We start from the raw sequence: 23,894 nt of genomic DNA on the forward strand, positions 1-23,894 counted from the left end.
GGGGCACGATGGCAACAGCAGCACTACAGATGGAACGGGAAGAATTGAGCGGAACGGGAATTTTGGACGAACTTGCGGCAAAAGGGAAAGCAAACGGGGGCACGCTGACCTGCGGTGAACTCATCGCAGCATTTGACGTACGGATGATGACCCCCGACGATATGGATGGGCTTTACCAACGGCTCTGTGACGATGGCTTGGAGCTTGTGGACGATACTGCACTCGGCGAGGACACAGGGGACGATGCACTTGAGCCGATGGATGATGTGGACAAGGATGAGACGGAGGAGAGCGACATCGAGATCGATCTCAGCGTCCCCGAGGGCGTTGCGCTCGACGACCCTGTCCGCATGTACCTCAAGGAGATTGGGCGCGTGCCGCTCCTCACGGCGGAGGAGGAAGTCGAACTCGCGCAGCGTATGGAGGCGGGCGACGAGAGCGCACGCCATCGGCTTGAGGAGGCGAATCTGCGCCTCGTTGTGAGCATCGCAAAACGCTATGTTGGACGTGGCATGCTCTTTCTCGACCTCATTCAGGAGGGCAATCTCGGTCTTTTGAAGGCCGTCGAGAAATTCGACTACAGCAAGGGATATAAGTTCAGCACCTATGCAACGTGGTGGATTCGTCAGGCAATCACACGCGCCATCGCCGATCAGGCACGCACGATCCGCATCCCCGTTCACATGGTTGAGACAATCAACAAGTACATCCGCATCTCGCGCCAGCTGCTGCAGGAGCTTGGCCGCGATCCGACCCCTGAGGAGGTCGCAAAGCACATGGGGCTGAGTACACTGCGCGTGCGCGAGATCATGAAGATTGCACAGGAGCCCGTGTCGCTCGAGACGCCGATCGGTGAGGAGGAGGACTCCCATCTCGGCGACTTCATCGAGGATGAGGCGGCGCTTGATCCGGCGGATGCGGCATCGATGATGTTGCTCAAGGAGCAGATCTCAGAGGTACTGAAAACGCTCGCACCGCGTGAGGCGGAGGTGCTGCGGCTGCGTTTCGGATTGGAGGACGGGCGTTCGCGTACGCTCGAAGAGGTTGGACAGAGCTTCGGCGTGACGCGCGAGCGCATCCGGCAGATTGAGGCGAAGGCGCTCAGGAAGCTGCGGCATCCCGTGCGTCTGCGCAAATTACAGGGAAACATTGATCTTTGAGGCGAAAGCCTTGCAAATACGATAGGAGGGCAGCGTTATGACAGAGGGGACGGAGCAGAAGCAAGCACCGAGCACCGAAATCATAGAACGCCTGCTTGCCAAGGGCAAGAAGAACGGTGGCACGCTGACGTACGGCGAGCTCATAGACGCGCTCCAAAAACAGGATATGTCCCCCGACGAAATGGACGACATGTATCAGCGGTTCAGCGACGAGAGCGTTGAGATCATCGATGATGTCCCCACGCCAGTGGAAGAAGAATCCGTGGATGATGACCCTCCCGAGAAGGAGGAGGAGGTCGAGATCGACCTCACCGTGCCCGAGGGTATATCGCTCGATGACCCCGTCCGTATGTATCTGAAGGAGATCGGTCATGTGCCGCTCCTCACGGCGGAGGAGGAAGTTGAACTCGCGCAGCGTATGGAGGCGGGCGACGAGAGCGCACGTCATCGGCTTGAGGAGGCGAATCTGCGCCTCGTCGTGAGCATCGCAAAACGCTATGTCGGACGTGGAATGCTCTTTCTCGATCTCATTCAGGAGGGGAATCTCGGCCTCTTAAAGGCAGTCGAAAAGTTTGACTACAGCAAGGGGTACAAGTTCAGCACGTATGCGACGTGGTGGATCCGTCAGGCGATTACGCGTGCGATTGCCGATCAGGCACGCACGATCCGCATCCCCGTTCACATGGTTGAGACGATCAACAAGCTCATCCGCATCTCGCGTGGACTGTTGCAGGAGCTCGGCCGTGATCCGCGCCCCGAGGAGATCGCGAAGGAAATGGGCATCAGCGTTGCGCGTGTGCACGAGATCATGAAGATCGCGCAGGAACCCGTATCCCTCGAAACGCCGATTGGCGAGGAGGAGGACTCCCACCTCGGCGACTTCATCGAGGACGAGGCGGCCCCCGCGCCCGCCGAAGCGGCATCGTTTATGCTCCTCAGAGAACAGCTTGAGGAGGTTCTTGAGACGCTGACCGATCGCGAGAAGAATGTCCTGCGTCTGCGTTTCGGGTTGGAGGACGGGCGCTCGCGCACCCTTGAGGAGGTCGGACAGAGTTTCGGCGTGACGCGTGAACGTATCCGCCAGATCGAGGCGAAGGCGCTCAGGAAGCTCAGGCATCCAAGCCGCAGCAAGGTGCTGCGTGACTTCCTGGAGTAGTTGACGAAATGGGCTGCATATCGTATAATAAGCATACAAAAAGGCGTTGCTGGTAAACGGTTCGTCCCCAAATTTCTTGTTGGATAAAATACCCACCCTAAGTTTGGTCGCTCAGGCGGGTACGCTCACTATCTTAACGCTACGATGCAGATCGTTACGAGAAACACGATCGACAAGAAGTCGTAAAGGGTCACAAGCATCGCCCCCTTTCAGGGGACTAACCGCCTACCGTATGGCAACGCCTATTTTGATTCTAACACATATGTTTTACCCGCGCAACCAACATTTTACTTGACATGAGGGCGTGTTGCCCTTATAATACGCATGTCTGACACATTCCTCGATAGCTCAGTCGGTAGAGCGTCTGACTGTTAATCAGAATGTCACTGGTTCGAGTCCAGTTCGAGGAGCCATTTGCAACAACAGGAGTGTAACCCAGCAGTTACACTCCTTTCTTATGTCTGTCGAAAAAAAGGGGAGGCGTGTATGCAGCTCGATGAACGGCTTGCGGCGATTGCCGCATTTGTTCCGCACGGCACCGCCGTCGCGGACATCGGTGCAGATCATGCGTACCTCGCCGCGACCCTTGTCATGAAGGGGATTGCGCAGCGTGCGGTGGTCGGCGATCTCAGTGCGGGGGCGTGCGCGGCAGCACGCCGTACCACGATCGCGCAGCGTCTCACGCGTGAGATCGACGTACGGCAGGGCGACGGGCTGTCTGTCCTTACGCCGGGCGAGGCGGAGTCCATCGTCATCGCCGGTATGGGCGGCGCACTCATCGCGGAGATTCTCGCAGGTGCGCCCGCTATTCTTTCCTCCGTGCAGACCCTTGTCCTGCAGCCAATGAACGGCGCGGCAAAGCTGCGACGCTGGCTCTACACGAACAATTGGGACATCGTCGACGAAACGCTCGCACGCGCGGGTGGACACCTCTATGAGATCATCCGTGCCGAGCATGGTGCGGCAGAGATGCCCGACGACGTACTCCTTCATATCGGCGCAAGACTTTACGAAAAGCGCGACCCACTCCTGCATGAGCATATTGAAGGAAAGATTGTAAAGCTCACCCGTGTTGTTGAGGGTATGAACGCAAGTGAAAAGGCGCGGCACGGGAAGGAGTATAGGGATACGGTTTCCCGTCTGGCAGCATTGCGGACACTGTTCGCTTTGCTTTGATGGGGATACATATCGAACGATACATCAATCAAAGGAGGCCATTATGCTCAGCTGTCAGCTCATCATGAACGCGCTTGAACGCATCGCCCCGCGCCGCCTCGCGGAGGACTGGGACAACCCCGGCCTCCTCGTCGGCAGCTACGCGCAGAAGGTCGGGCGTGTGCTCGTTGCACTCGATGTGGACGATGCCGTCGTTGCGGAGGCCATCGAACGCAAGGCGGATATGATCGTCGCGCACCACCCCGCGATCTTTCGCGGCATCAAACAGCTGCGCACCGACCTCCCGCTTGGAAAACGCCTCGCTGCCCTCATTACGCACAACATCGCCGTTGCGGCGGCGCATACGAACCTTGATGTGACGCACGGCGGCGTGAACGATGTGCTCGCCGCGCATCTTGGACTTGAAAAGCTCTCTGCCTTCGTCATCACACAGCAGGAGGACGGTGTGACCGAGAGCCTCGGGCGCATCGGCACACTTCCCGCTCCGACGAGCATTGAGGATTTTGCCCGTGCGGTGAAGGAACGTCTCGGTGTCAGCCATGTTCGCCTTGCCGCCGCAGCTGCATGTCCCGTGCGCCGCGTCGCCGTCTGCGGGGGTGCGGGCGCGGATTTCATCGACGATGCTGTGCGGCGCGGTGCGGATGTCTACGTCACGGGCGACGTAAAGTACCACGACGCGCAGCGCGCCGTCGAGCAGGGCATGCACATCATCGATGCGGGCCACTTCGGCACGGAGGTACCTGTCCTGCCCGTTCTCGCCGAACAATTACGCACGGAACTCGCGTCCGAACGCGGAGAGATTGAGATTTTCGTCACAAACACGCAGCGCGACGTGTTCGATGTGATTATATAGAAGCAAAAGGGAAGGGGAAAGGGAGACACAATGGATCAGAAGCATATCCGCAATTTTTCCATCATCGCCCACATCGACCACGGCAAATCCACCATCGCCGACCGTCTCATCGAGTATACGGGCACGCTCAGCGAGCGCGAGATGGAGGCGCAGGTGCTTGACAGCATGGATCTCGAGCGCGAGCGCGGCATCACGATCAAGGCGCAGACCGTCCGCCTCGACTATCGCGGCGAGGACGGCGAGCTGTACGAGCTGAACCTGATCGACACGCCGGGGCACGTCGACTTCAACTATGAGGTCTCGCGCAGCCTTGCCGCGTGCGAGGGCGCACTCCTCGTCGTCGACGCAGCACAGGGGGTGGAGGCACAGACCCTTGCGAACGTCTACCTCGCGCTGGAGCACGACCTTGAGATCGTACCCGTCATCAACAAGATCGACCTGCCGAGTGCCGAACCCGAGCGCGTGAAAAATGAGATCGAGGACACCATCGGCCTCGACGCGAGTGCCGCCGTCCTCACCTCGGCCAAGACGGGGCTCGGCATCAAGGAAGTCCTCGATGCCGTTGTCGCCTACATCCCACCGCCGGAGGGCGATTCCGATGCACCGCTCCGCGCACTCATCTTTGACTCGTACTTCGACCCGTACAAGGGCGTGATTGCGAACGTGCGCGTGAAAGAGGGCACAATCAAAAAAGGCATGAAGTTAAAGCTCATGGCGACGGGCAAGACCTTCGACGTGACCGATGTCGGCTGCTTCCGTCCGCAACCCGTTGACACAGGGGAACTCGGGACGGGGGAGGTCGGCTTTATTGCGGGCGCACTCAAGGATGTCCGTGATGTGCGCGTGGGCGACACCGTGACAAGTGCGGAGCATCCCGCGAGCGAGGCGCTTCCCGGCTATCGCGGGGTGACCCCGATGGTGTTCTGCGGGCTGTACCCCGAGGACAGCAAGGACTACGACAACCTCCGTGAGGCACTGGAAAAGCTCCAGCTCAACGATGCCGCACTCGTCTTTGAGCCGGAGACCTCCATCGCACTTGGCTTCGGCTTCCGCTGCGGCTTCCTCGGGTTGCTCCACATGGATGTCATACAGGAACGTCTCGAACGCGAGTACAACCTTGGGCTCATCATGACAGCGCCCTCCGTCGTCTACCATGTCTACCGCACCGACGGGACGATGGTCGAGGTCAGCAACCCCGCCGACCTCCCGCCCCAGACCGAGATCGACCACATCGAGGAGCCGTGTGTCAAGGCGACCGTCATCGTACCGAAGGACTACGTTGGCGCGGTCATGGAGATCTCGCAGGAAAAGCGCGGTGTGTTCCAGACCATGGACTACCTCGACGCGACGCGCGTCACCGTCATCTACCACATCCCTCTGAACGAGATTCTCTACGACTACTTCGATCGTCTGAAGTCCGCCACGCGCGGCTATGCGTCCCTTGACTACGAGCTGATCGACTATCAGACCTCGAACCTCGTCAAGCTTGATATCCTCCTCAATGGCGACGGCGTGGACGCGCTCTCGACCATCGTTCACCGTGACCGCGCCGCGCAGCGCGGCCGCCAGCTTGCGACCAAGCTCAAGGAGATCATCCCGCAGCAGATGTTTGAGATCCCAATCCAAGCGGCGATTGGAAGCAAGATCATCGCACGCGAGAACGTCCGTGCCCGCCGCAAGGACGTTCTGGCAAAATGCTACGGCGGCGACATCACGCGCAAGCGCAAGCTGCTCGAAAAGCAGAAGGAGGGCAAAAAGCGCATGAAGGCGGTCGGCAGCGTGGAGCTTCCGCAGGAGGCGTTTATGGCGGTGCTGAAAATTGACGAATAACGCACAGGTAAGACCATGGGGCATCTACGCCCACATCCCCTACTGCGTGAAAAAATGTGCATACTGCGACTTCGTTTCCTCTGCCGTGGGCAACTCTGCGGCGCGGGAGATGGAGGCCTATGCGGCGGCACTTCGTGCGGAGATTCTGCGCGAGGTGCCGCCGTTTCGCGCACGATGGGGCGATGTGACGACCGTCTACATCGGCGGCGGTACACCAACTGTACTGCCCGCCGAACTTCTCACAGAGATTCTGCGTACCCTTATCGACGCGGCGGGGATACCGCAGGAGTGCACCGTCGAGGCAAACCCCGGCACAGTTGACATGCATTCCCTCGCACAGCTGCACGAGGCAGGTGCAAACCGCCTCAGCCTCGGCGTGCAGAGCTTTGACGATCGACTGCTTCGCGCCATCGGGCGCATCCACACGGCAGAGGAGGCACGCACGGCATTTCGTGCGGCGCGTGCGGCGGGGTTCAACAACATCAGTCTCGACCTTATGTATGGACTGCCGACACAAACACTTGATGACCTAAAGACGAGTGTCAACGAGGCTCTTGCACTTGCGCCCGAACACATCTCCGCCTACGGGCTGATCGTCGAGGAGGGCACGCCATTTGCGGCGGCAGAGGCGCAGGGGCGGCTCACGCTCCCGAGCGAGGACGCGGCGGAGGAGATGTACGACTATCTCATGGAGGAACTTCCCTCACGCGGCTATGTGCGCTACGAGATCTCAAACTTCGCACGTGCGGGATATGAGAGCCTGCACAATCGCGGCTATTGGCGGAACGTACCGTACCTCGGCGTTGGCGCAGCGGCGCACGGCTATGTGGACAGTGTACGCTGGGGCAACGAACCTGACACGGAGAAATACATCTGTGCCATGCAGACGGGCAGGAGTGTCCGCACGCCCGAGGATACGGAGCGCACGCGCGAGAATGCAATGGAAGAGTACGCCTTTCTCGCACTGCGTACGGCGCAGGGGATTGACGAGGCGGATTTTCGTCGTACCTTTGGCGTGGGAATTGATGATGTTTATGGAGCGGTGATTGAGAAATATATCACACAGGGACTGCTGCGCCGTGCAGACGGATTCGTCGCTCTGACGAATGCAGGCATGAAGGTTGGCAACGAGGTGTTTGCCGCCTTTTTGCATTAGAAAAAACTTTGTGTTATGATAGACATCGCTTATTGTTCCTATCTTTCGAAAGGAGAATTGCCATGAAAACACTGACCATGATCGAGATGGCGGGCTGCCCCTACTGCGCGAATGCACATCGTGCGATGGAGGCACTGCGCACCGAGGGCTATGAGGGCGTGCAGGTTGACTTCATCGACGAGAACAAAGAACCTGCGAAGACACAGCCGTTTGCGGGGCAGTACTACTATGTCCCGAGCATCTTTATGGATGGGGAGAAGCTCTATGAGGCACAGCCGGGCCAGAGCTATGACAAGATCTACGCCGAGGTGAAGCGTGTGTTTGACGCGGCACGCGCGGATTAAACGCCGTGTTTATAGAAAATATGCAAAAGTTGCATGAGAAAAGCGAAAATAAAACTTGTAAAACTGTTTGAAATCCAGCATAATAACGAAAGCGGTATTTTCGCAATATACATAAAGATCCTCGGTGTATCTCCGTAGACGGGTAATGCGGCGGTATTCATGAGGCGAAAAACAAGATGAGGTGAGTTTATGCATCAACCCGTAACCGACAATCCATTCGTCATCATGATCATCAACATGGTCATTGTCTTCGCCGTTCTGACGGCGATCTGGGGGCTCATTGAGCTGACCCACAGACTTGACCCGACGAAGAAAAAGGCAGAGCCGCCCGCAGCGGCACCTGCCGCTCCCGCGCCTGTGGCGGCCGCACCTGCTGCCCCTGCCGTTCCGGCGGGACTCAGCATGGAGACCGTCGCCGTCATTGCGGCAGCCGTCACCGCCTGTGGCTACAGTGCCGAACAGATCCACGCGATCCGTCCGGCAGAGCAGCCAGCATGGCGCAATTTCGGACGCGCAAGTGGAATGCGCACGCCGCGCTGAGGAGGGAGTGAGAGATTATGGATTTTATCAACGCATTTACCGTCTCCCTGCAGGCAGTCGTTGACGGCAGTGGATTCGTGGGTATGACCGGCGGCAACGTCATCATGATTATTGTCGGACTCATCCTGCTCTATCTCGCGTTTGCACGCGATTTCGAGCCGCTGCTCCTCAGCCCGATTGCATTCGGCTGTATTCTTGCGAACATCCCGTTCAATGGCTTTGAGGAGCCGGGTGTCATGTCCGCGATCGGCATGGGAATCAAATACGAGATCTTCCCACCGCTTATCTTCCTCGGTGTCGGCGCAATGACGGACTTCGGTCCTCTGATTGCACGTCCGTCGAGCCTTCTCATGGGTGCCGCGGCGCAGTTCGGCGTGTTCATCGCCCTGCTCGGCGCAATGCTCCTCGGCTTTACGGCACAGGAGGCAGGCTCCATCGGCATCATCGGCGGTGCGGACGGTCCGACCTCGATCTACCTCGCCACGAAGATGGCACCGCACCTCCTCGGTGCGATCGCCGTTGCGGCATATACCTATATGGCTCTCGTGCCTCTGATTCAGCCGCCCGTCATGCAGCTCCTCACCTCGAAGAAGGAGCGCGAGGTCATCATGGAGCAGGCGCGTGAGGTCACGAAGTTCGAGCGCATCGCATTCCCGATCGTCTCGACCATCTTCATCAGCTTGCTGCTCCCGTCCATCACGGCACTGCTCGGCATGCTCATGCTCGGCAACCTCTTCCGTGAGAGCGGCGTGACGGATCGCCTCTCGGATACGGCGCAGAACGCTCTCATCAACACGGTCACGATCTTCCTCGCACTCGGTACGGGGCTCACGATGAGCGCGGAGAGCTTCCTCGTCAAGGAGACCATTCTCATCATCTGCCTTGGTCTCGTCGCATTCATCTTCGGTACGGCGGCGGGCGTTGTCCTCGGAAAGATCATGTGCCGCGCGACGGGCTGGAAGGTCAATCCGCTCATCGGCTCGGCGGGCGTCTCCGCTGTTCCGATGGCGGCACGCGTCAGCCAGATCGTCGGCATCAAGGCAAAGCCGGGCAACTACCTCCTCATGCACGCCATGGGACCGAACGTCGCCGGTGTTATCGGCACGGCGGTCGCGGCAGGTACGATGCTCGCAATGCTGATGTAAGCATCCGAATCTTAGCGTTTGACAAAATCCTTCTTCCTATGTACTATGGTGGAAGGATTTTTTATTGCTCATATTGTTCTTCCACCGATATGAGCAGCGGACGGCATGATGCCCCAAAGTATTTGCGTGGGACGCATGCCATCATGGAACAATACATATAGGAATCAAATGGAAGGAAGATTTTATGCGCGGAACATTTTACGGCATCGGTGTCGGCCCCGGCGACCCCGAGCTGCTCACCGTCAAGGCCATCAAGGCAATCGAGGCGGCAGATGTCCTCATTGCCCCGAAAACAGAAAAGAAGGACGGCAGTGTCGCCCTTGAGATCGCACGCCCGTATCTCAAGAAGGACATCGAGATCGTCTACCAAGTATTTCCCATGGTCAAGGATTTCGCTGAGGACACAGGCGCATGGGAGGCAAACAAAGCCGAGATCCTTGCGCTCCTGAATGCGGGGAAAAACGTCGCATTCCTCACCCTCGGCGACCCCATGTTCTACAGCACCTACATCTACGTCTTCCGCCTCCTCGAGCATGAGGACGTGGACATCGTCACCATCCCCGGCGTGCCCGCCTTCATTGCCATCGGCAGCCGCGTCGGCCGCCCCATCGTCGAGGGCAACGACGTGTTCGCCGTTATCCCCGGCACAGCGGACAAGGACCGCTTGGAGGAGGTCATGGCGGTTGCGGGCAGTGCCGCCGTCATGAAGGTCTACCACAACTCCGCCGAGATCATCGACCTGCTGCGCCGCAACAACATGACGAAGGAGGCAGTCCTCGTCAGCCGCGCGGGGCTCGACGATGAGAAGATCATCTACGACCTCGAGGCGCACGCGGACGAAAAGCTCAACTACCTTTCCACCATTCTCACGAGGAGGAGCTAACATGATGAAATTGTGGGTACTTGCACTTTTTACGGCGACATCACTTCTTCTTACCGCCTGCGGCGCACCTGCGGCGGAGAATCCGCAGACGGGCAGCGCGTACGCCACCGTTACGGACGACAACGGCCGCACTGTCACCTTTGACAAAAAGCCGGAGCGCATCGTCGTCACATCCGCTTCCTTCCTCGACCCGCTCTATGCGGTCGGCGGCAGTGTCGTCGGCCGCCCCGACTCGAAGTCAAAAATCCCCGATGCGGCAAAGGGCGTCACGAGCATCGGCAGGGTCTACCAGATCGACGCGGAGAAGATCATCGCACTCACGCCCGACCTCGTCATCCTCAACAAGGGCATGAACGAAAAGCTCATCGAGACACTTGCGGCGAACAACATTCGGACGCTCGTCCTCGACATGAAAAGCTACGACGACGTCAAGCGCGAGATCGGAATATTTGCCGCGCTCACGGGTGAGAAGGCAAAGGGGGACGCACTCGTCCACAAGATGGATGCAGACATTGAAGCCGTCCGCACCTCCATCCCGCAGGAGAAGAAACGCGTCGCCATCATCCACAGCACGGGACAGGGGCTCTCCGTTCAGCTTGACGGCAGCATTGCGGGCAACATTGCGAACATTCTCGGCTGGGAGAACACAGCGGCGGGGATGCCCGCGCTCGACAAGAACCCCGATGCCGCGCCCTACAGCATGGAGACGCTCGTTGCGCAGAACCCCGACATCATCTTTGTCACGAGTATGGGCGAGGAGGCGGAGATCCGCGCCTCGATGGAGGCGATGTTCGCCGAGAGCCCCGCATGGCAGAGCGTCGGTGCGATTCGTGATGGGCGCGTCTACTACCTGCCGCAGGAGCTGTTCCTGTTCAGCCCCGGCATTGAATATCCAAAAGCAGTGCAGTACATGGCGAGGCTCGTCTACCCATGAAAAAACGTATCCTGCTCCTCATTCTTTTTGCTGTGCTTGCGACATTTTCCATGCTCCTCTCCACCGCGAAGGGCTCCGTTGACATCCCACTCGGGGAGGTCATCGGCATCCTTGGCGGTGCACAGGGCGAGGCGAACGCACAGATCCTCTGGAACATCCGCCTACCGCGTACGATCGTTGCCGCACTCGTCGGCATCAACCTCTCTCTTTCGGGGGCGATCCTGCAGGCGATCCTACGAAATCCGCTCGCCGACCCGCACATTATCGGCATCTCGTCCGGTGCGGGGCTTGCGGGCATTTTTATCATGCTCATGCTGCCGGGGGCGGCGTGGCTCATCACGCCGGCGGCGTTTGGCGGGGCGATGCTCGCGGCGCTCCTCATCTACATTCTCGCGTGGCGAGACGGCATCCGTCCGACGCGCATCATCCTCGCGGGCGTTGCCGTGTCCGCCTTTCTCGGTGCGGGCATCTCGGCGATGATGATCCTCTACAGTGACAGGGTTCACAGTGCCCTGATGTGGATGGTCGGCGGGCTCTCCGCGCGGAGCTGGCCGCACGTCGAGATGCTCCTGCCGTATACCATCGCAGCGGGGCTCTTCGCGCTCGCTGCCGCGCAGCGGCTCAACATCCTCCAGCTCGGCGACGACATGGCACGCGGCATCGGGCTTGCCGTCGAGCGCACGCGCATCCTCCTCACGGCGGTCGCCGCGCTCCTCGCCGCGAGTGCCGTGTCCGTGGTGGGGCTCCTCGGCTTCGTCGGGCTCATCGTCCCGCACGCCGCACGGCTCATGATCGGCGCGGACTATCGCTTCCTGCTCCCTGCAGCGGCGCTCCTCGGCATCGCCGTCGTCACACTGAGCGATACGGCGGCGCGGCTGCTGTTTGCTCCCTTGGAACTTCCTGTGGGCATTATCATGGCGGTCGTCGGCGCACCGTTCTTTCTCTATCTTCTGAGGAGGCAGCTATGAGTGCGGGCATGACGGCGCGGAACCTCTGCGTCAAGATCGCGGGCAAGGAGATCCTGCACAGCCTCAGCGTCGATATCGCCGCAGGGCGGCGCACGGCCATCATCGGGCCGAATGGTGCGGGCAAGACCACACTCCTGCGTGCGCTGGCGGGGCTGAATCGCCGCTATACGGGCGAGATTTGTCTGGATGGACGCGAACTCGGCAGCTACGCCGAAAAAGAGCTTGCACGCGTGCGTGCCATCCTGCCGCAGGAACGCACGTCGGCGCAGGGGCTGACCGTGGAGCAGCTTGTCACCTATGGACGCTTTGCACATGCGGGGCTCTTTCAGACGCGCTCGGACGCGGAGGACAGAGAGGCGGTCGCGTGGGCGATGGAGACCGCGCACGTCTCTGCGTTCGCGGAGCGTGAGGTGCATACCCTCTCGGGCGGCGAGCGGCAGCGCGTCTTTCTCGCTATGGCGCTCAGTCAGCGTCCGCGTCTGCTGCTGCTCGACGAGCCGACCACCTACCTCGATGTCGCGCATCAGCTGCGCGTCATGGAGATCATCTCACAGCTCAACCGCGTGCACGGCATGACCATCCTCATGGTACTGCACGACATGGCGCACGCCATGCAGTACGCGGATGACATCGTCCTCGTGCAGAGCGGGCGTGTTCGCGCGACGGGCACACCCGCCGAGGTGCTAACCGAGGAGCGCATCGCCGACGTGTTCGGCGTCGCGGTCGAGATCTTTACCAACAGCCGCGGCATCCGCGTCCCCTCACCCGTCGCACTCGTGGGGGAGTGAGTTGCGTTAAAATAAATTGACAACATACAAATATTTTCATACAATGTAATAAAATAGAAGGGCGGTGAGAACATGGCACAGGCAAGTGTGAGCATCCGTATGGATGCCGATCTCAAGCGGCAGTTTGACGAGTTTTGCTCCGAGATCGGGATGACGATGACGACAGCGTTCTGCGTCTTTGCAAAGACAGCGGTGCGCGAACGCAAAATCCCGTTCGTGATCTCGGCAGAGCGCAGTGATGATCCGTTCTATAGTCCTGAGAATATGGAACGTCTGAGAGCATCTATCGCACAGATGGAAGCTACTGGCGGAACAGTGCATGAGGTCGATCTAAATGGTTAAGGCATGGACAGATGCAGCGTGGGAGGAGTAACAACACCTCCTTCTTATCCCCACATGAACGAACATAAGCCGAAAATTATAACCTGCTATAAAGTTTTTTGACGATTGGGTATTGCAATCTGTTCTTGCGTATGCTATGATGAAATCGTTCCAAGGGATGAGAATCCATCGCGAAAAGGAAACATGGATACTTTTGCGAGGTCTCGCTCCTTTGGAAATCAGATACTATCTGTTTTACAGAAGGAGGAGTTTCTTATGAAGAAGACTCTCGTATCCGCACTCGCAACGGCTCTCGTTGTCGGTGCAGCAAGCACCACGTTCGCAGCTGCGAACCCGTTCTCCGATGTGCCCCGTGACCACTGGGCATACGATGCTGTGACCCAGCTCGCCGCTGACGGCGTTGTCGAGGGCTACGGCGACGGCACCTATCGCGGCGACCGCAACATCACGCGTTATGAGATGGCGCAGATGGTCGCAAAGGCGATGGCAAAGGAGAACATGCCCGTCTCGGACCGCGCACTCGTCGACCGTCTCGCTGCTGAGTTCGCTGATGAGCTCAACAACCTCGGTGTCCGCGTCTCGAACCTCGAGAAGCATGCTGACATGGTGAAGTGGAACGGCAAGCTCGAGTACACCTACACGAGCCAGCGCGTTGAGGGCGATAAGCGTGAGAACGACAACCATCTTATGTTCCGTCTTGAGCCGAGCGCAGAGGTCAACAGCCACTGGAATGTTCATGCACGTCTCGACAGTGCATACAACATGAAGACAGATGCTGGCGACGACAGCACTGTTTCGCTTAAGCGTGCATGGGCACAGGGTGACTATAACAACTTCACGGTGAAGCTCGGCAAGATGGAGCTCCTCTCCGGTGAGGGGTATGCGGCTCCGGGCGCAATCGTCTTTGATGATGAGTTCTCGGGTGCTGAGGTCAGCTTCGGCAAGGATCTGAAGGCGACTATTCAGGCTGGTCGTTTCAACCTAGAGGATACCTTCAAGAGCAAGGCTCTGGATGCTGATGATGATACGTTGCCGCCGGCAGAGCGCTATTACAGAGCGGATACGGCGAACTATCAGAGCATCGCCCTCCAGTACGACAAGAATAACCTTGTCGCGGGTGCTGCTTACTATCGTTTGGGTTCGAATGACTTCCGAGCACTTACCAAGGACGGTAAGGATAAGATGAACATCTGGGGCGTCAACCTCGGCTATCACTTCGACAAGAACAGCTTCCTGTCTGGAGCCTATGCGCATAACTCTGATCTTGAGGACTTTAAGAAGTCCTATCAGGTCAGCTATGACTACAAGGGTGCAGATCCGATGGATAAGGGCTCGTGGGGCGCATATGTTGCCTACCGTTACCTCGGTGGCGCATCTGTCCTTGCAACGCAGGATGGTGCTCTCTTCGGATCGAAGGGCATTGAGCTCGGCACGAACTACACGCTCTGGAAGAACGTCGTCCTTTCCGCGAAGTACTTCAAGGGCAAGACGATCGAGAAGTCTGAGAAGGATAAGGTTCAGCAGCTCTTCGGTCGTGTTGAGTTCCTGTTCTAATCCACACACGGCACAATTTGCAGCATACGCTGCATAACGAATCCCCCTCCATGTGGAGGGGGATTTTTTGTGTATTGATATATCATCCTAAAACAGTGTTTCTAACTGTTTCTCATGTTCCTTATAGAATTTCTCCAACCAATCCATTCCGTAGGCATAGCTGAAACCTTCGAGGAGCATGGAGAAATCAATGCGGGAAAAGCCTTGTTGTTGAAGTCGGTCAAAAAGTTCAAATGGATCTTTGAAGTCCTCATGTTGTATGATCAACCCAATGTCCTTTAGATCTTGCTCTCTTCCACTTTCGAGTTTCATCCCTAATACATAACGGATGGGAGCGACGTATACGATCAGGTTGCTGAATTGATACAGCATCTCGCAAATATTCTCCGGTGGGGCATTGTTCATGTTTGCGAAATTGTTATTCAGCCATAACAATTTCTGTGGATGAACCATTGTGATATTTCTCCATCAGTGCATTGATATTCTTCAACTTTGCCGGACGGTTCAGCGAAAGGATATGTTCGTGTGTGGGTGAACCTTTTTGCATGGCATGTTTCAGTGGAACTTTTTGAAAGTTGCTCAGCTCGGCTGCCTGTAAGAGTTGCTCAAAATCGTGTGTGGTCAACATGATCTCATCTTCGCGTATTACCTTTCGGAGATAGCGAAACCAGTGCGTACCGTTGTATTTCGAGCGAATGGCAGCGTTGATGATGTAGGTATACCAGTCCATATTAGACCCTCGTAACTTTCTGTAAGAAATCCCCCTTTCTGAACAAGCAGAAAGGGGGATTTTTGTGTTTTCTGTTTACGCAGATACGTCGATGCTGTTGCCGAGGCTCGGATCGATACTTGCCGTAGTCTCCTCGATGAGTTTGAGGGCATCCTTGCCGGAGTCCATTGCCATCTTTGCGACGGCGAGACCAAGCTGCTGTGATGCCTGTGCCTGGTGCATACCGACTGACATCTGTGCGATATCCATTGTGAGATCCATTTTATTCTCCCCCTATACATAGATGCTGAAGAGGTTCAGCATATTTGAGTAGCGCGACATGGTGGGCAGGGATCTGCCGTTGAGCATGTTCGCAGCGTAGTTCAGCTGGCCGCCAATCGCCTGCTCCATCGAGGGGATGACGCGGCTGCGCGACATCTGCGCGTACTGTGCGTGGCGGTCGGCGCGTCCTGCGAGGCCTCCCTTGCCAAGGATTGCCTCGGACTGTGCGGGCGAGTCGGTGAGGGCACGGGCGAGGAGGCTCTCGTTCACGCTCATCTTGCCTGTCTTGGCATCGACGGAGATGCCCATCTTGGCGTAGGAGTCTGCCTTGTACGTGGTGTCGGAGAACTCGGTGACGAGCTGACGGACACCCTTGCCGAGGCTCTTGTTCTCGTGGAGGAAGTCGTTGGTCTCGTTGTACTCATTGACGAGATCCTTGACGTTGTCGATGGCGGCCTTGAGCTTGTCACTGTAGGTCTTGGAGCCATCGGCGTTGGTCTTGATGTCGGACTTGTCGAGCTGGAAGTCCGTATTGCTGAGTTTGCCGGCGGACTTTCTGAGATCCTTCATGTTGCTGTCGTACTCGGCGTAGAACTTCGAACTGGTTTCTGCGTAGGACTTGCGCAGGCTGCGTGCCTGATTCGCGATGTCCATGATGGAGCGCAGTTCGTTTGCACTGGACTCCTGTCCGCGATACTGTGCGGAGTAAAGGCTTGAGCTGCGCCGTCTCTGTGCCTGCGGACCGCCGAAGAGTGCTGCCGTCGCGTCCGTACGCGAGTTGTTGGCGTAGAGCGAGCTGTAGATGCTGCGTGCTGCGCCGGTCATCTGCGATATGGTTGCCATGTATGTTCCCCCTTCCATGGTGATGGCATGGGAATAACTTCCTAGATACTATTATATCGTATTTTATGGAAATGTCATTAGTTTTGGGAGAAAAATTTATTGCGGAGCGTTTGATTTGTGATAGAATAGGAAAATATTTGGAGCGCCCTAATCATTGCGGACCCTGTGATGCAGCCCCCTCGCGAACACGGAGTTACGCAAGTGGTCGCACACTTATCTGCCTAAATACCTGCGGATTCCAAACGCGCTTCGCTTGAACGAATAAAATCCGCAGGGGCAGAACGTGTGCTTTTCCCACTTGCTTCACTAAGGTTCGCGTCGGGGGCTTGCACTGCACACGCGCTGCAATATTTTCCATAGTGGGGGCGAAAGGGAAAAGCATCGAGTTTGGTGTATGACGACAAAAAGGGGCTTTGGCGTGAAGGCTGCATTTATGACGCTCGGCTGCAAGGTGAATCAGTTCGAGACGGAGACGATGGAGGGACTGTTTCGTGTGCGCGGCTATGATATCGTGCCGTTCGAGGAGCGGGCGGATGTCTATGTCATCAATACGTGCTCGGTGACGCATCTGAGTGACCGCAAGTCGCGGCAGCTGATCCGCCGCGCGGCGCGGACGAACCCCGCCGCCTGTATTGCGGTGACGGGCTGCTATGCACAGGTTGCGCCCGAGGAGATCCGTGCACTCGATGGGGTGCGCGTGGTGATCGGGACAAAGGAACGCGCACGCATTGTGGACTATGTGGAGGCATCGCTCCGCGCGGATACGGGGGCGTTCGGGACGATTACAGACATCATGCAGGCGCGTGTCTTTGAGGATATCCCGCTGCACGCGCTGCCGCACCGCACGCGCGCATTTCTCAAGATCGAGGACGGCTGTCAAAACTTCTGCACGTTCTGCATTATTCCATACGCACGCGGTCCTGTGAAGTCGCGCGAGCTCTCTGCGGTGGCACGTGAGATGCGCCTCCTCGTCGATGCAGGGTTTCATGAGGTAGTGCTGACGGGGATTCACCTCGGGGCGTACGGGATTGATCTTGCGGAGCGTCCGACACTCGCGGATGCGTGTCGCACGGCACTTGCGGAGCGTGGCCTGCGGCGGCTGCGGCTCGGCTCACTGGAGTCGGTGGAGCTGTCGGCGGATCTTCTCGAGCTGATGCGGACGGAGCCGCGCTTTGCTGCACATCTGCATCTGCCGCTGCAGGCGGGGAGTGATGCTGTGCTGCGTGCGATGAACCGTCACTATACAACGGCACAGTTCGCACAGCTTGTCATGGAGGTGCGTGCGGCAGTGCCGGGGGTGGCGATCTCGACGGATATCATTGTGGGTTTCCCGGGGGAGACGGAGGCGGACTTTGCGGCGGGGATGGACTTCGTGCGGCGGATGGGTTTTGCCCGTATGCACGTCTTTCCATACTCAGCGCGTCGAGGGACACCTGCGGCGCGGCGCACGGATCAGGTGCCGCCGATGGTCCGCAAGGAGCGTGCGGCGCGGATGCAGGCTCTTGCGGAGGAACTGGCAGAGGGATATCACCGCTCCATGCTCGGCTCGGTGGCAGAGGTGCTGTTCGAGACGCAGGAGGACGGCGTGACGGATGGGCTGACGGAGACGTATGTGCGTGTCTATACGGACGCGCCCGTCACGCGCGGTGAGATTGTGCCCGTGCGGCTGATGCATATCTACAAGGACGGTGTGTGGGGTATGCCCATTTGAAAAAATTCCTTGACACGCCCTGCCCAATCTGATATTATAATCAAGTCGCGAGACATGTGACTCAGTAGCTCAGCTGGATTAGAGTATTTGACTACGAATCAAAGGGTCGGGGGTTCGAATCCCTCCTGGGTCACCATTTTAGATATATGACGCCGAGAATCTCGGCGTTTTTTTTGTGCGTGTATTCTCAATTAGGATATTGAGAATGAAAATATGAACGGGATTCATTTTTCTCTTTTCAAATCCATTATTTTTCGCTATAATAGGTCCATAGGACAAAAGAAAGGGTGACGTTCTTGTTGGAGGAAAAGATGGGCCGTCGGGAGCGCAAGAAGCTGCAATCCCGCAAGATGATTTTGGAGGCGGCGATCAGCGAGTTCTCGAAGAAGGGCTACAAGGATACTTCGGTCGCGGACATTATGAGCGCAGCGGATCTTGGTATCGGGACGTTTTACAACTACTTCAACTCGAAAGAGGATCTGCTGTTCTCTCTGCTCGGGCGGCTCGGTGAGGCCATCCGTATGGCACTCGCGGAGGCGCGCGCGGCAGAGCGCACGTCGCTCGAACTTCTGGAGGTGGGGGCGCGTGTGACGGCAAAGTTCCTCGATGAGAACCGCTTTGTCATGCCGCTCTTCCTCTCGGCATCACATCATGGTGCGCCGCACGGAAGTATGTCGGAGGGGCCGGGAGTGGTAGAAGTACCACCGCACGGAGCAAAGCACCAGGGGAGACGCATGACCCCGCAGATCAAGCAGGTGTTTACGGAGATCATTCGTGAGGGGCAGTCATCGGGTGAGATTCGCAGCGATGTGCCGGTCGATCTGATTGCTGAGATGTTCCACTCGCTCTATCAGGCGGCGGCATTCAGTCACCTTGAGCTCTCATATCAGGAGAACATCGCGCTCAAGACGCGGCTGCTGCTCGACGGCATCCGCAAACGGAACGAGGGGACGCCTTCTGTCTAAATTGTGTATTGTGTATTTAGGAGATCTGGATGATTAGCGTAACGAAGCTGCTTTTTATGGATGAGTACTACGGGGATGCCCTGCGCTACGGACATAACGCCCACCGCATGAAGAGCGGCGCGGCGGAGGGGATGGGGCCCGTGGTGGTCTGGAACTCGACGCGCACTTGTAACCTGCGTTGCCGGCACTGCTATATGTCGTCGGACGGACAGAAGTATGATGGTGAGCTGACGACGGAGGAGGCAAAGCGTTTTATCGACGATCTGGCAGAGTTCCGTGTGCCCGTGCTGCTCTTCTCGGGCGGTGAGCCGCTGATCCGTCCCGATTTCTTCGAGCTGGCGGAGTATGCACGGGACAAAGGCGTGCGCCCGACGCTCTCGACGAACGGTACGCTCATCACGCGTGAGGTGGCGCAGCGGATCAAGGATCTCGGGGTCGGCTATGTCGGCATCTCACTCGATGGGCTCGCGGATGTGAACGATATGTTCCGCGGGGTCGAGGGCGCGTATCAGCGTGCGATGGAGGGGATCGAGAACTGTGTTGCCGTGGGGCAGCGCGTGGGGCTCAGATTCACGATCAACCACCACAATATCATGGAGCTCGATAAGATCTTTGACTTTATTGAGGAGAAGGGGATCAACCGCGTCTGTTTCTACCACCTCGTCTACTCGGGGCGCGGCGGTCAGATGATGGATGAGGATGTGACGGCGGAGGAGTCGCGCCGTGCGATGGACACGATCATTGCGCGGACGAAGGATTTTGAGGCACGCGGTCTCAAGAAGGAGATCCTGACGGTAGATAACCACTGCGACGGTGTCTATATGTATCTGAAGGCGCTCGCGGAGGGGAACGATGCGGGGGCGGAGCAGATCAAGAAGCTGATCGGTGCGAACGGCGGCAACCGTTCGGGGATCGCGTTCGGCGAGGTCGATCCGCTCGGCTATGTGCATCCCGATCAGTTCACACAGCATCACACGTTCGGCAATGTGCGTGAGCGGAAGTTTGGCGAGATCTGGCAGGATATGACGCATCCGATTCTCGCGGGGCTGAAGGATCGCAAGCCCCTCCTCAAGGGACGCTGCTCGAAGTGTCAGTATCTCAGCTGGTGCAACGGGAATTTCCGCACGCGTGCCGAGGCACGGACAGGGGACTTCTGGGAGTCCGATCCATCCTGCTATCTGACGGATGAGGAGATCGGCGTTCGGGAGGCTGCTGTATGAGTACCCCAATGGAGGCGGTGCATGCCGCACAGGGGACGATGGAGGCGCATCCGCACGCGGCGGGACATGGGGGTGCGGGGCATCCCCACGCGCATATGGGCGGTCATCCCGGTGGACACCCTGCGGGGATGCCGAAGGGGCATCCGAAGGGCGTTGCGGGCGGCGGGGTAAAGATCATCTCGTGGAACACGACGAATGCCTGCAATATGTACTGTGCTCACTGCTATCGCGACGCGGGCTGCCGTGCGGACGAGGAGCTCTCGACGGAGGAGGGCAAGAAGCTCTTGCGCGAGATTGCGAAGGCGGGCTTTCGCATTATGATTTTCTCGGGCGGAGAACCGCTGACGCGCCCCGATATCCTCGAACTGGTCTCCTATGCGCGCGGGCTTGGGCTCATCCCCGTGTTCGGCACGAATGGGACGCTGATCGATCTGCCGATGGCGAAGGCTCTGAAGGAAGCGGGCGCGTGCGGCATGGGCATCTCGCTCGACTCGCTCGACAAGACGAAGCACGATACGTTCCGTTCGTTCCCTGGCGGTTGGGATGGCGCGGTGCGCGGGATGATGAACTGCCGTGAGGCAGGGCTGCCGTTCCAGATCCATACGACGGTGATGGACTGGAACGCACACGAGCTTGAGATGATGACGGACTTTGCCGTGGAGATCGGGGCGAAGGCGCATCATTTCTTCTTTCTCGTGCCAACGGGACGCGCGGAGACGATCGAGGAGGAGTCCCTGCGTGCGGAGGCGTATGAGGATGTGCTCTCGCGTATCATGCGGAAGCAGGAGACGGTGGACATCGAGTTGAAGCCGACTTGTGCGCCGCAGTTCCTGCGCATCGCCGATCAGCTCGGCGTGGACACGCGCTTTACACGCGGGTGTCTGGCGGGGCTGACGTACTGCATCATCAGTCCGCGCGGCAAGGTGCAGCCGTGCGCGTACCTCAACCGTGAGCTTGGCGATGTGCGCGAGACGCCGTTCGACGAGATCTGGGCGAAAAACGAGGTGTTCCAGGAACTGCGTACGCTCGACTACGGCGGCGGCTGTGGTTCGTGCAGCTACAAGAAGTCCTGCGGCGGCTGCCGTGCACGCGCGGCGTACTACCATGACGGCGACTTCATGGCGGAGGAGCCGTGGTGCCTGTATCATGGGCGGCGCGGCGAAGCGTAATAGAATAGACGAAAGCCCCCGAGCAACATCGGGGGCTTTCATGTGCGTCAATATTCCTTTACATGCAGTGCACGCATGGCGTTGAGGATGGCGAGGACGGTGACACCGACGTCGGCGAAGATCGCCGCCCAGAGGCCCGCCAGACCCAGTGCACCAAGGACGAGGACGATGCCCTTGATGCCGATGGCAAAGATGATGTTCTGCCACGCGATGCGCATGGTTTTGCGTGCGATGTCGATGGCAGTTGCGATCTTTCGCGGTTCGTCGGTCATGAGAACGACATCCGCCGCCTCGATTGCCGCATCCGAGCCGAGTGCACCCATCGCAATGCCGACATCGGCACGCGCAAGCACGGGCGCGTCGTTGATGCCGTCGCCGACGTAGGCGACGGTCTTGTCATCCTGCTGTGCAGCAAGACGCGCTTCAACCTGTGCGACTTTGTCCTGCGGGAGAAGCTCGGCGTGGATGGTATCGATGCCGAGGCTTTTTCCAACGCTCATGCCGATTGGGCGCGAGTCACCCGTGAGCATGACCGTCTCGCGGATGCCGCGCTCCTTTAGGGCGCGTACTGCCTCCGCCGCATCCTCCTTGATCTCGTCCGCGACGTGGACGACGCCCGCAAAGCGACCGTCAACGGAGAGGTAGACCGCACCCGTATGCGGAACAGGAGGGATGTTTACCGTTTTCTTTGCTGTGAGGAGGTCATGCGTGCCGAGCAGGATGAAATGACCGTTGATGTGCGCGGAGATGCCGCGTCCCGCATTTTCCTCCATCGCGTGTACGTCCGTCTCCTCGGTCGTGTTCCCGCCGCCCGTAAAGGCGCGCAGGATGGAGCGTCCGATCGGATGGGTGGAATAGCGTTCGGCGTTCGCCGCGTAGAAGAGAACGTCCTCCTCCTTGAACCCCTCGGCGGGGATGACGCTCGTGACGTGGAAGCTGCCCTTCGTGAGCGTGCCGGTCTTGTCGAAGACGACGGTGTCCGCCTTTGCCAGTGCCTCCAAGTAGTTGCCGCCCTTGATGAGGATGCCGGCACGGCTCGCGCCGCCGATTCCCGCAAAGAAGGAGAGGGGCACGGAGATGACGAGGGCGCAGGGGCAGGAGATGACGAGGAAGGTCAGCGCACGGTAGATCCACATACCGAACGGATCGCCCGTGACGAGTGGCGGGATAACGGCGAGGAGCAGTGCGCCAATGACAACGGCGGGCGTGTACCAGCGAGCGAAGCGTGTGATGAACGCCTCGGTGGTCGCCTTTTTGTCCGTCGCCTCCTCCACGAGTGACAGGATGCGCTCGACGGTCGATTCCTCGTACGGGGTTGTGACCTCTACCTCAAGCACGCCCGTCTGGTTGATGCAGCCGCTGATGATCTCGTTCCCCACATGCACTGCGCGAGGCATGGACTCGCCTGTGAGTGCGGAGGTGTCGAGGAGTCCCTCGCCCTTTGTAATAATCCCGTCAAGTGGGACGCGCTCGCCCGGATGGACGATGATGGTCTCACCGACCTCCACCTCGTCGGGGAATACCTCCTCCTCCGCACCGTCGCGCAGAACACGCGCCGTGTCGGGGCGGATGTCCATGAGCGAGGAGATGGAGCGGCGGGAACGCTGCACGGCGTATCCTTGAAACCACTCGCCGATCTGGTAGAGCAGCATGACAGCCACACCCTCGGAGTAGTCGCCGAGGGTGATCGCACCGATGGTGGCGACTGCCATGAGGAAGTTCTCGTCAAAGACGCGCCCGTGGCGGATGCCCGTTGCGGCGCGCCAGAGAATGTCCCACCCGATGAGCGCGTATGCTGCGAGGAGGAGTACGACACCGACGGTCGTGTCTTCGAGGATCATTCCCGGGATGAAGAGTGCTGTTGCTCCGCCGATGCGCATGAGCATCCTCTTTTGTTTCTTCGTCATGTCTGCTTCCCCCTTTTTTCGTTGTTACGCCTCGAGTACGGCGTCCGGCTCGATGGTCTTGGCGACCTTCTTGATCTCTGCAATGATCTCGTCAAAGCGTGCGTCGTCCGCGTCGAGCGTCATGCGCTCGCTGAGAAAGTTGATGCGAACCTTGTTCACACCCTCGATCTTTGCCGCAGCATCCTCAATCTCCTGAGCGCAGTGGGCGCAGTCGATGTCGCGAAACTTGAATGCCTTTTTCATGGTGATCGTCTCCTTT

Annotated in this window: 25 protein-coding genes and 2 tRNA genes; 21 read left to right on the forward strand and 6 right to left on the reverse strand. The window is 58.4% G+C overall.

Going from position 1 to position 23,894, the window contains the following annotated elements; genetic code table 11:
• The first annotated feature begins 8 nt into the window (after positions 1–8).
• From rpoD (HMPREF9334_RS05620) to HMPREF9334_RS05695, 16 genes are all read left to right on the forward strand, one after another.
• Positions 9–1,160 (forward strand): RNA polymerase sigma factor RpoD, encoded by a 1,152-nt coding sequence (gene rpoD, locus HMPREF9334_RS05620; protein WP_006692519.1) that lies wholly within the window; start codon positions 9–11, stop codon positions 1,158–1,160.
• Between the two features lie 37 nt (positions 1,161–1,197).
• Positions 1,198–2,316, forward strand: a complete 1,119-nt coding sequence (gene rpoD / locus HMPREF9334_RS05625) for an RNA polymerase sigma factor RpoD (RefSeq protein ID WP_006692520.1) — start codon at positions 1,198–1,200, stop codon at positions 2,314–2,316.
• Positions 2,317–2,653: 337 nt separating this feature from the next.
• Positions 2,654–2,729 (forward strand) — tRNA-Asn (locus tag HMPREF9334_RS05630).
• 73 nt (positions 2,730–2,802) lie between these two features.
• Positions 2,803–3,492, forward strand: a complete 690-nt coding sequence (locus tag HMPREF9334_RS05635; RefSeq protein ID WP_006692521.1) for a tRNA (adenine(22)-N(1))-methyltransferase — start codon at positions 2,803–2,805, stop codon at positions 3,490–3,492.
• A gap of 43 nt (positions 3,493–3,535) precedes the next feature.
• Positions 3,536–4,345 carry a Nif3-like dinuclear metal center hexameric protein gene (locus HMPREF9334_RS05640; RefSeq protein ID WP_006692522.1) on the forward strand — a complete coding sequence of 270 codons (810 nt, stop codon included), beginning with the start codon at positions 3,536–3,538 and terminating at the stop codon, positions 4,343–4,345.
• A 30-nt stretch (positions 4,346–4,375) separates the two neighbouring features.
• A complete protein-coding gene (gene lepA / locus HMPREF9334_RS05645) occupies positions 4,376–6,175 on the forward strand; it encodes a translation elongation factor 4 (protein ID WP_006692523.1) in 1,800 nt (599 codons plus the stop codon).
• The gene (gene hemW, locus HMPREF9334_RS05650; RefSeq protein WP_006692524.1) at positions 6,165–7,331 is read left to right on the forward strand and encodes a radical SAM family heme chaperone HemW; all 1,167 of its coding nucleotides are present in this window, start codon (positions 6,165–6,167) and stop codon (positions 7,329–7,331) included. The genes lepA and hemW overlap by 11 nt, the downstream gene beginning before the upstream one ends.
• A gap of 62 nt (positions 7,332–7,393) precedes the next feature.
• A complete protein-coding gene (locus tag HMPREF9334_RS05655) occupies positions 7,394–7,675 on the forward strand; it encodes a thioredoxin domain-containing protein (protein ID WP_006692525.1) in 282 nt (93 codons plus the stop codon).
• 189 nt (positions 7,676–7,864) lie between these two features.
• The gene (locus tag HMPREF9334_RS05660; protein WP_006692526.1) at positions 7,865–8,215 is read left to right on the forward strand and encodes an OadG family protein; all 351 of its coding nucleotides are present in this window, start codon (positions 7,865–7,867) and stop codon (positions 8,213–8,215) included.
• A 17-nt stretch (positions 8,216–8,232) separates the two neighbouring features.
• Positions 8,233–9,360: a sodium ion-translocating decarboxylase subunit beta gene (locus HMPREF9334_RS05665; protein WP_006692527.1), complete on the forward strand. Its 1,128-nt coding sequence runs from the start codon at positions 8,233–8,235 to the stop codon at positions 9,358–9,360.
• 184 nt (positions 9,361–9,544) lie between these two features.
• The gene (cobI, locus tag HMPREF9334_RS05670; protein WP_006692528.1) at positions 9,545–10,243 is read left to right on the forward strand and encodes a precorrin-2 C(20)-methyltransferase; all 699 of its coding nucleotides are present in this window, start codon (positions 9,545–9,547) and stop codon (positions 10,241–10,243) included.
• A 4-nt stretch (positions 10,244–10,247) separates the two neighbouring features.
• The gene (locus HMPREF9334_RS05675) at positions 10,248–11,177 is read left to right on the forward strand and encodes an ABC transporter substrate-binding protein (RefSeq protein ID WP_039957383.1); all 930 of its coding nucleotides are present in this window, start codon (positions 10,248–10,250) and stop codon (positions 11,175–11,177) included.
• A complete protein-coding gene (locus tag HMPREF9334_RS05680) occupies positions 11,174–12,145 on the forward strand; it encodes a FecCD family ABC transporter permease (protein WP_006692530.1) in 972 nt (323 codons plus the stop codon). The genes HMPREF9334_RS05675 and HMPREF9334_RS05680 overlap by 4 nt, the downstream gene beginning before the upstream one ends.
• Positions 12,142–12,933: an ABC transporter ATP-binding protein gene (locus HMPREF9334_RS05685; RefSeq protein WP_006692531.1), complete on the forward strand. Its 792-nt coding sequence runs from the start codon at positions 12,142–12,144 to the stop codon at positions 12,931–12,933. The genes HMPREF9334_RS05680 and HMPREF9334_RS05685 overlap by 4 nt, the downstream gene beginning before the upstream one ends.
• 72 nt (positions 12,934–13,005) lie before the next feature.
• Positions 13,006–13,275: a type II toxin-antitoxin system RelB/DinJ family antitoxin gene (locus tag HMPREF9334_RS05690; RefSeq protein WP_006692532.1), complete on the forward strand. Its 270-nt coding sequence runs from the start codon at positions 13,006–13,008 to the stop codon at positions 13,273–13,275.
• 255 nt (positions 13,276–13,530) lie between these two features.
• Complete coding sequence (locus tag HMPREF9334_RS05695; protein WP_039957320.1) at positions 13,531–14,829, forward strand: S-layer homology domain-containing protein; 1,299 nt, start codon at positions 13,531–13,533, stop codon at positions 14,827–14,829.
• Positions 14,830–14,916: 87 nt separating this feature from the next.
• Here HMPREF9334_RS05695 and HMPREF9334_RS11380 read toward each other — a convergent pair whose 3' ends face one another.
• From HMPREF9334_RS11380 to HMPREF9334_RS05715, 4 genes are all read right to left on the reverse strand, one after another.
• Entirely contained in the window at positions 14,917–15,234 is a 318-nt protein-coding gene (locus tag HMPREF9334_RS11380; RefSeq protein ID WP_211204845.1) for a hypothetical protein, read from the reverse strand.
• A gap of 13 nt (positions 15,235–15,247) precedes the next feature.
• Complete coding sequence (locus tag HMPREF9334_RS05705; protein WP_006692535.1) at positions 15,248–15,559, reverse strand: hypothetical protein; 312 nt, start codon at positions 15,557–15,559, stop codon at positions 15,248–15,250.
• 75 nt (positions 15,560–15,634) lie between these two features.
• A complete protein-coding gene (locus tag HMPREF9334_RS05710) occupies positions 15,635–15,820 on the reverse strand; it encodes a YjfB family protein (protein WP_006692536.1) in 186 nt (61 codons plus the stop codon).
• Positions 15,821–15,832: 12 nt separating this feature from the next.
• Positions 15,833–16,663 carry a hypothetical protein gene (locus HMPREF9334_RS05715; RefSeq protein WP_006692537.1) on the reverse strand — a complete coding sequence of 277 codons (831 nt, stop codon included), beginning with the start codon at positions 16,661–16,663 and terminating at the stop codon, positions 15,833–15,835.
• 394 nt (positions 16,664–17,057) lie between these two features.
• Between HMPREF9334_RS05715 and mtaB the strand changes: the two genes are divergently transcribed.
• From mtaB to nirJ2, 5 genes are all read left to right on the forward strand, one after another.
• On the forward strand, positions 17,058–18,374 hold the full coding sequence (gene mtaB, locus HMPREF9334_RS05720; RefSeq protein ID WP_006692538.1) for a tRNA (N(6)-L-threonylcarbamoyladenosine(37)-C(2))-methylthiotransferase MtaB: 1,317 nt from the start codon (positions 17,058–17,060) through the stop codon (positions 18,372–18,374).
• Between the two features lie 58 nt (positions 18,375–18,432).
• A tRNA-Arg gene (locus HMPREF9334_RS05725) sits at positions 18,433–18,510 on the forward strand.
• Between the two features lie 175 nt (positions 18,511–18,685).
• Entirely contained in the window at positions 18,686–19,339 is a 654-nt protein-coding gene (locus tag HMPREF9334_RS05730; protein ID WP_006692539.1) for a TetR/AcrR family transcriptional regulator, read from the forward strand.
• Positions 19,340–19,368: 29 nt separating this feature from the next.
• A complete protein-coding gene (nirJ1, locus tag HMPREF9334_RS05735) occupies positions 19,369–20,559 on the forward strand; it encodes a putative heme d1 biosynthesis radical SAM protein NirJ1 (RefSeq protein ID WP_006692540.1) in 1,191 nt (396 codons plus the stop codon).
• An 8-nt stretch (positions 20,560–20,567) separates the two neighbouring features.
• Complete coding sequence (nirJ2, locus tag HMPREF9334_RS05740; RefSeq protein ID WP_006692541.1) at positions 20,568–21,728, forward strand: putative heme d1 biosynthesis radical SAM protein NirJ2; 1,161 nt, start codon at positions 20,568–20,570, stop codon at positions 21,726–21,728.
• A gap of 47 nt (positions 21,729–21,775) precedes the next feature.
• Here nirJ2 and HMPREF9334_RS05745 read toward each other — a convergent pair whose 3' ends face one another.
• On the reverse strand, positions 21,776–23,635 hold the full coding sequence (locus tag HMPREF9334_RS05745; protein ID WP_006692542.1) for a heavy metal translocating P-type ATPase: 1,860 nt from the start codon (positions 23,633–23,635) through the stop codon (positions 21,776–21,778).
• Positions 23,636–23,659: 24 nt separating this feature from the next.
• Positions 23,660–23,878: a cation transporter gene (locus HMPREF9334_RS05750; protein ID WP_006692543.1), complete on the reverse strand. Its 219-nt coding sequence runs from the start codon at positions 23,876–23,878 to the stop codon at positions 23,660–23,662.
• Positions 23,879–23,894: the final 16 nt, after the last annotated feature.

The sequence above is a fragment of the Centipeda infelix ATCC 43532 genome, from assembly GCF_000234095.1.
Taxonomy (GTDB): Bacteria; Bacillota; Negativicutes; order Selenomonadales; family Selenomonadaceae; genus Centipeda; species Centipeda infelix.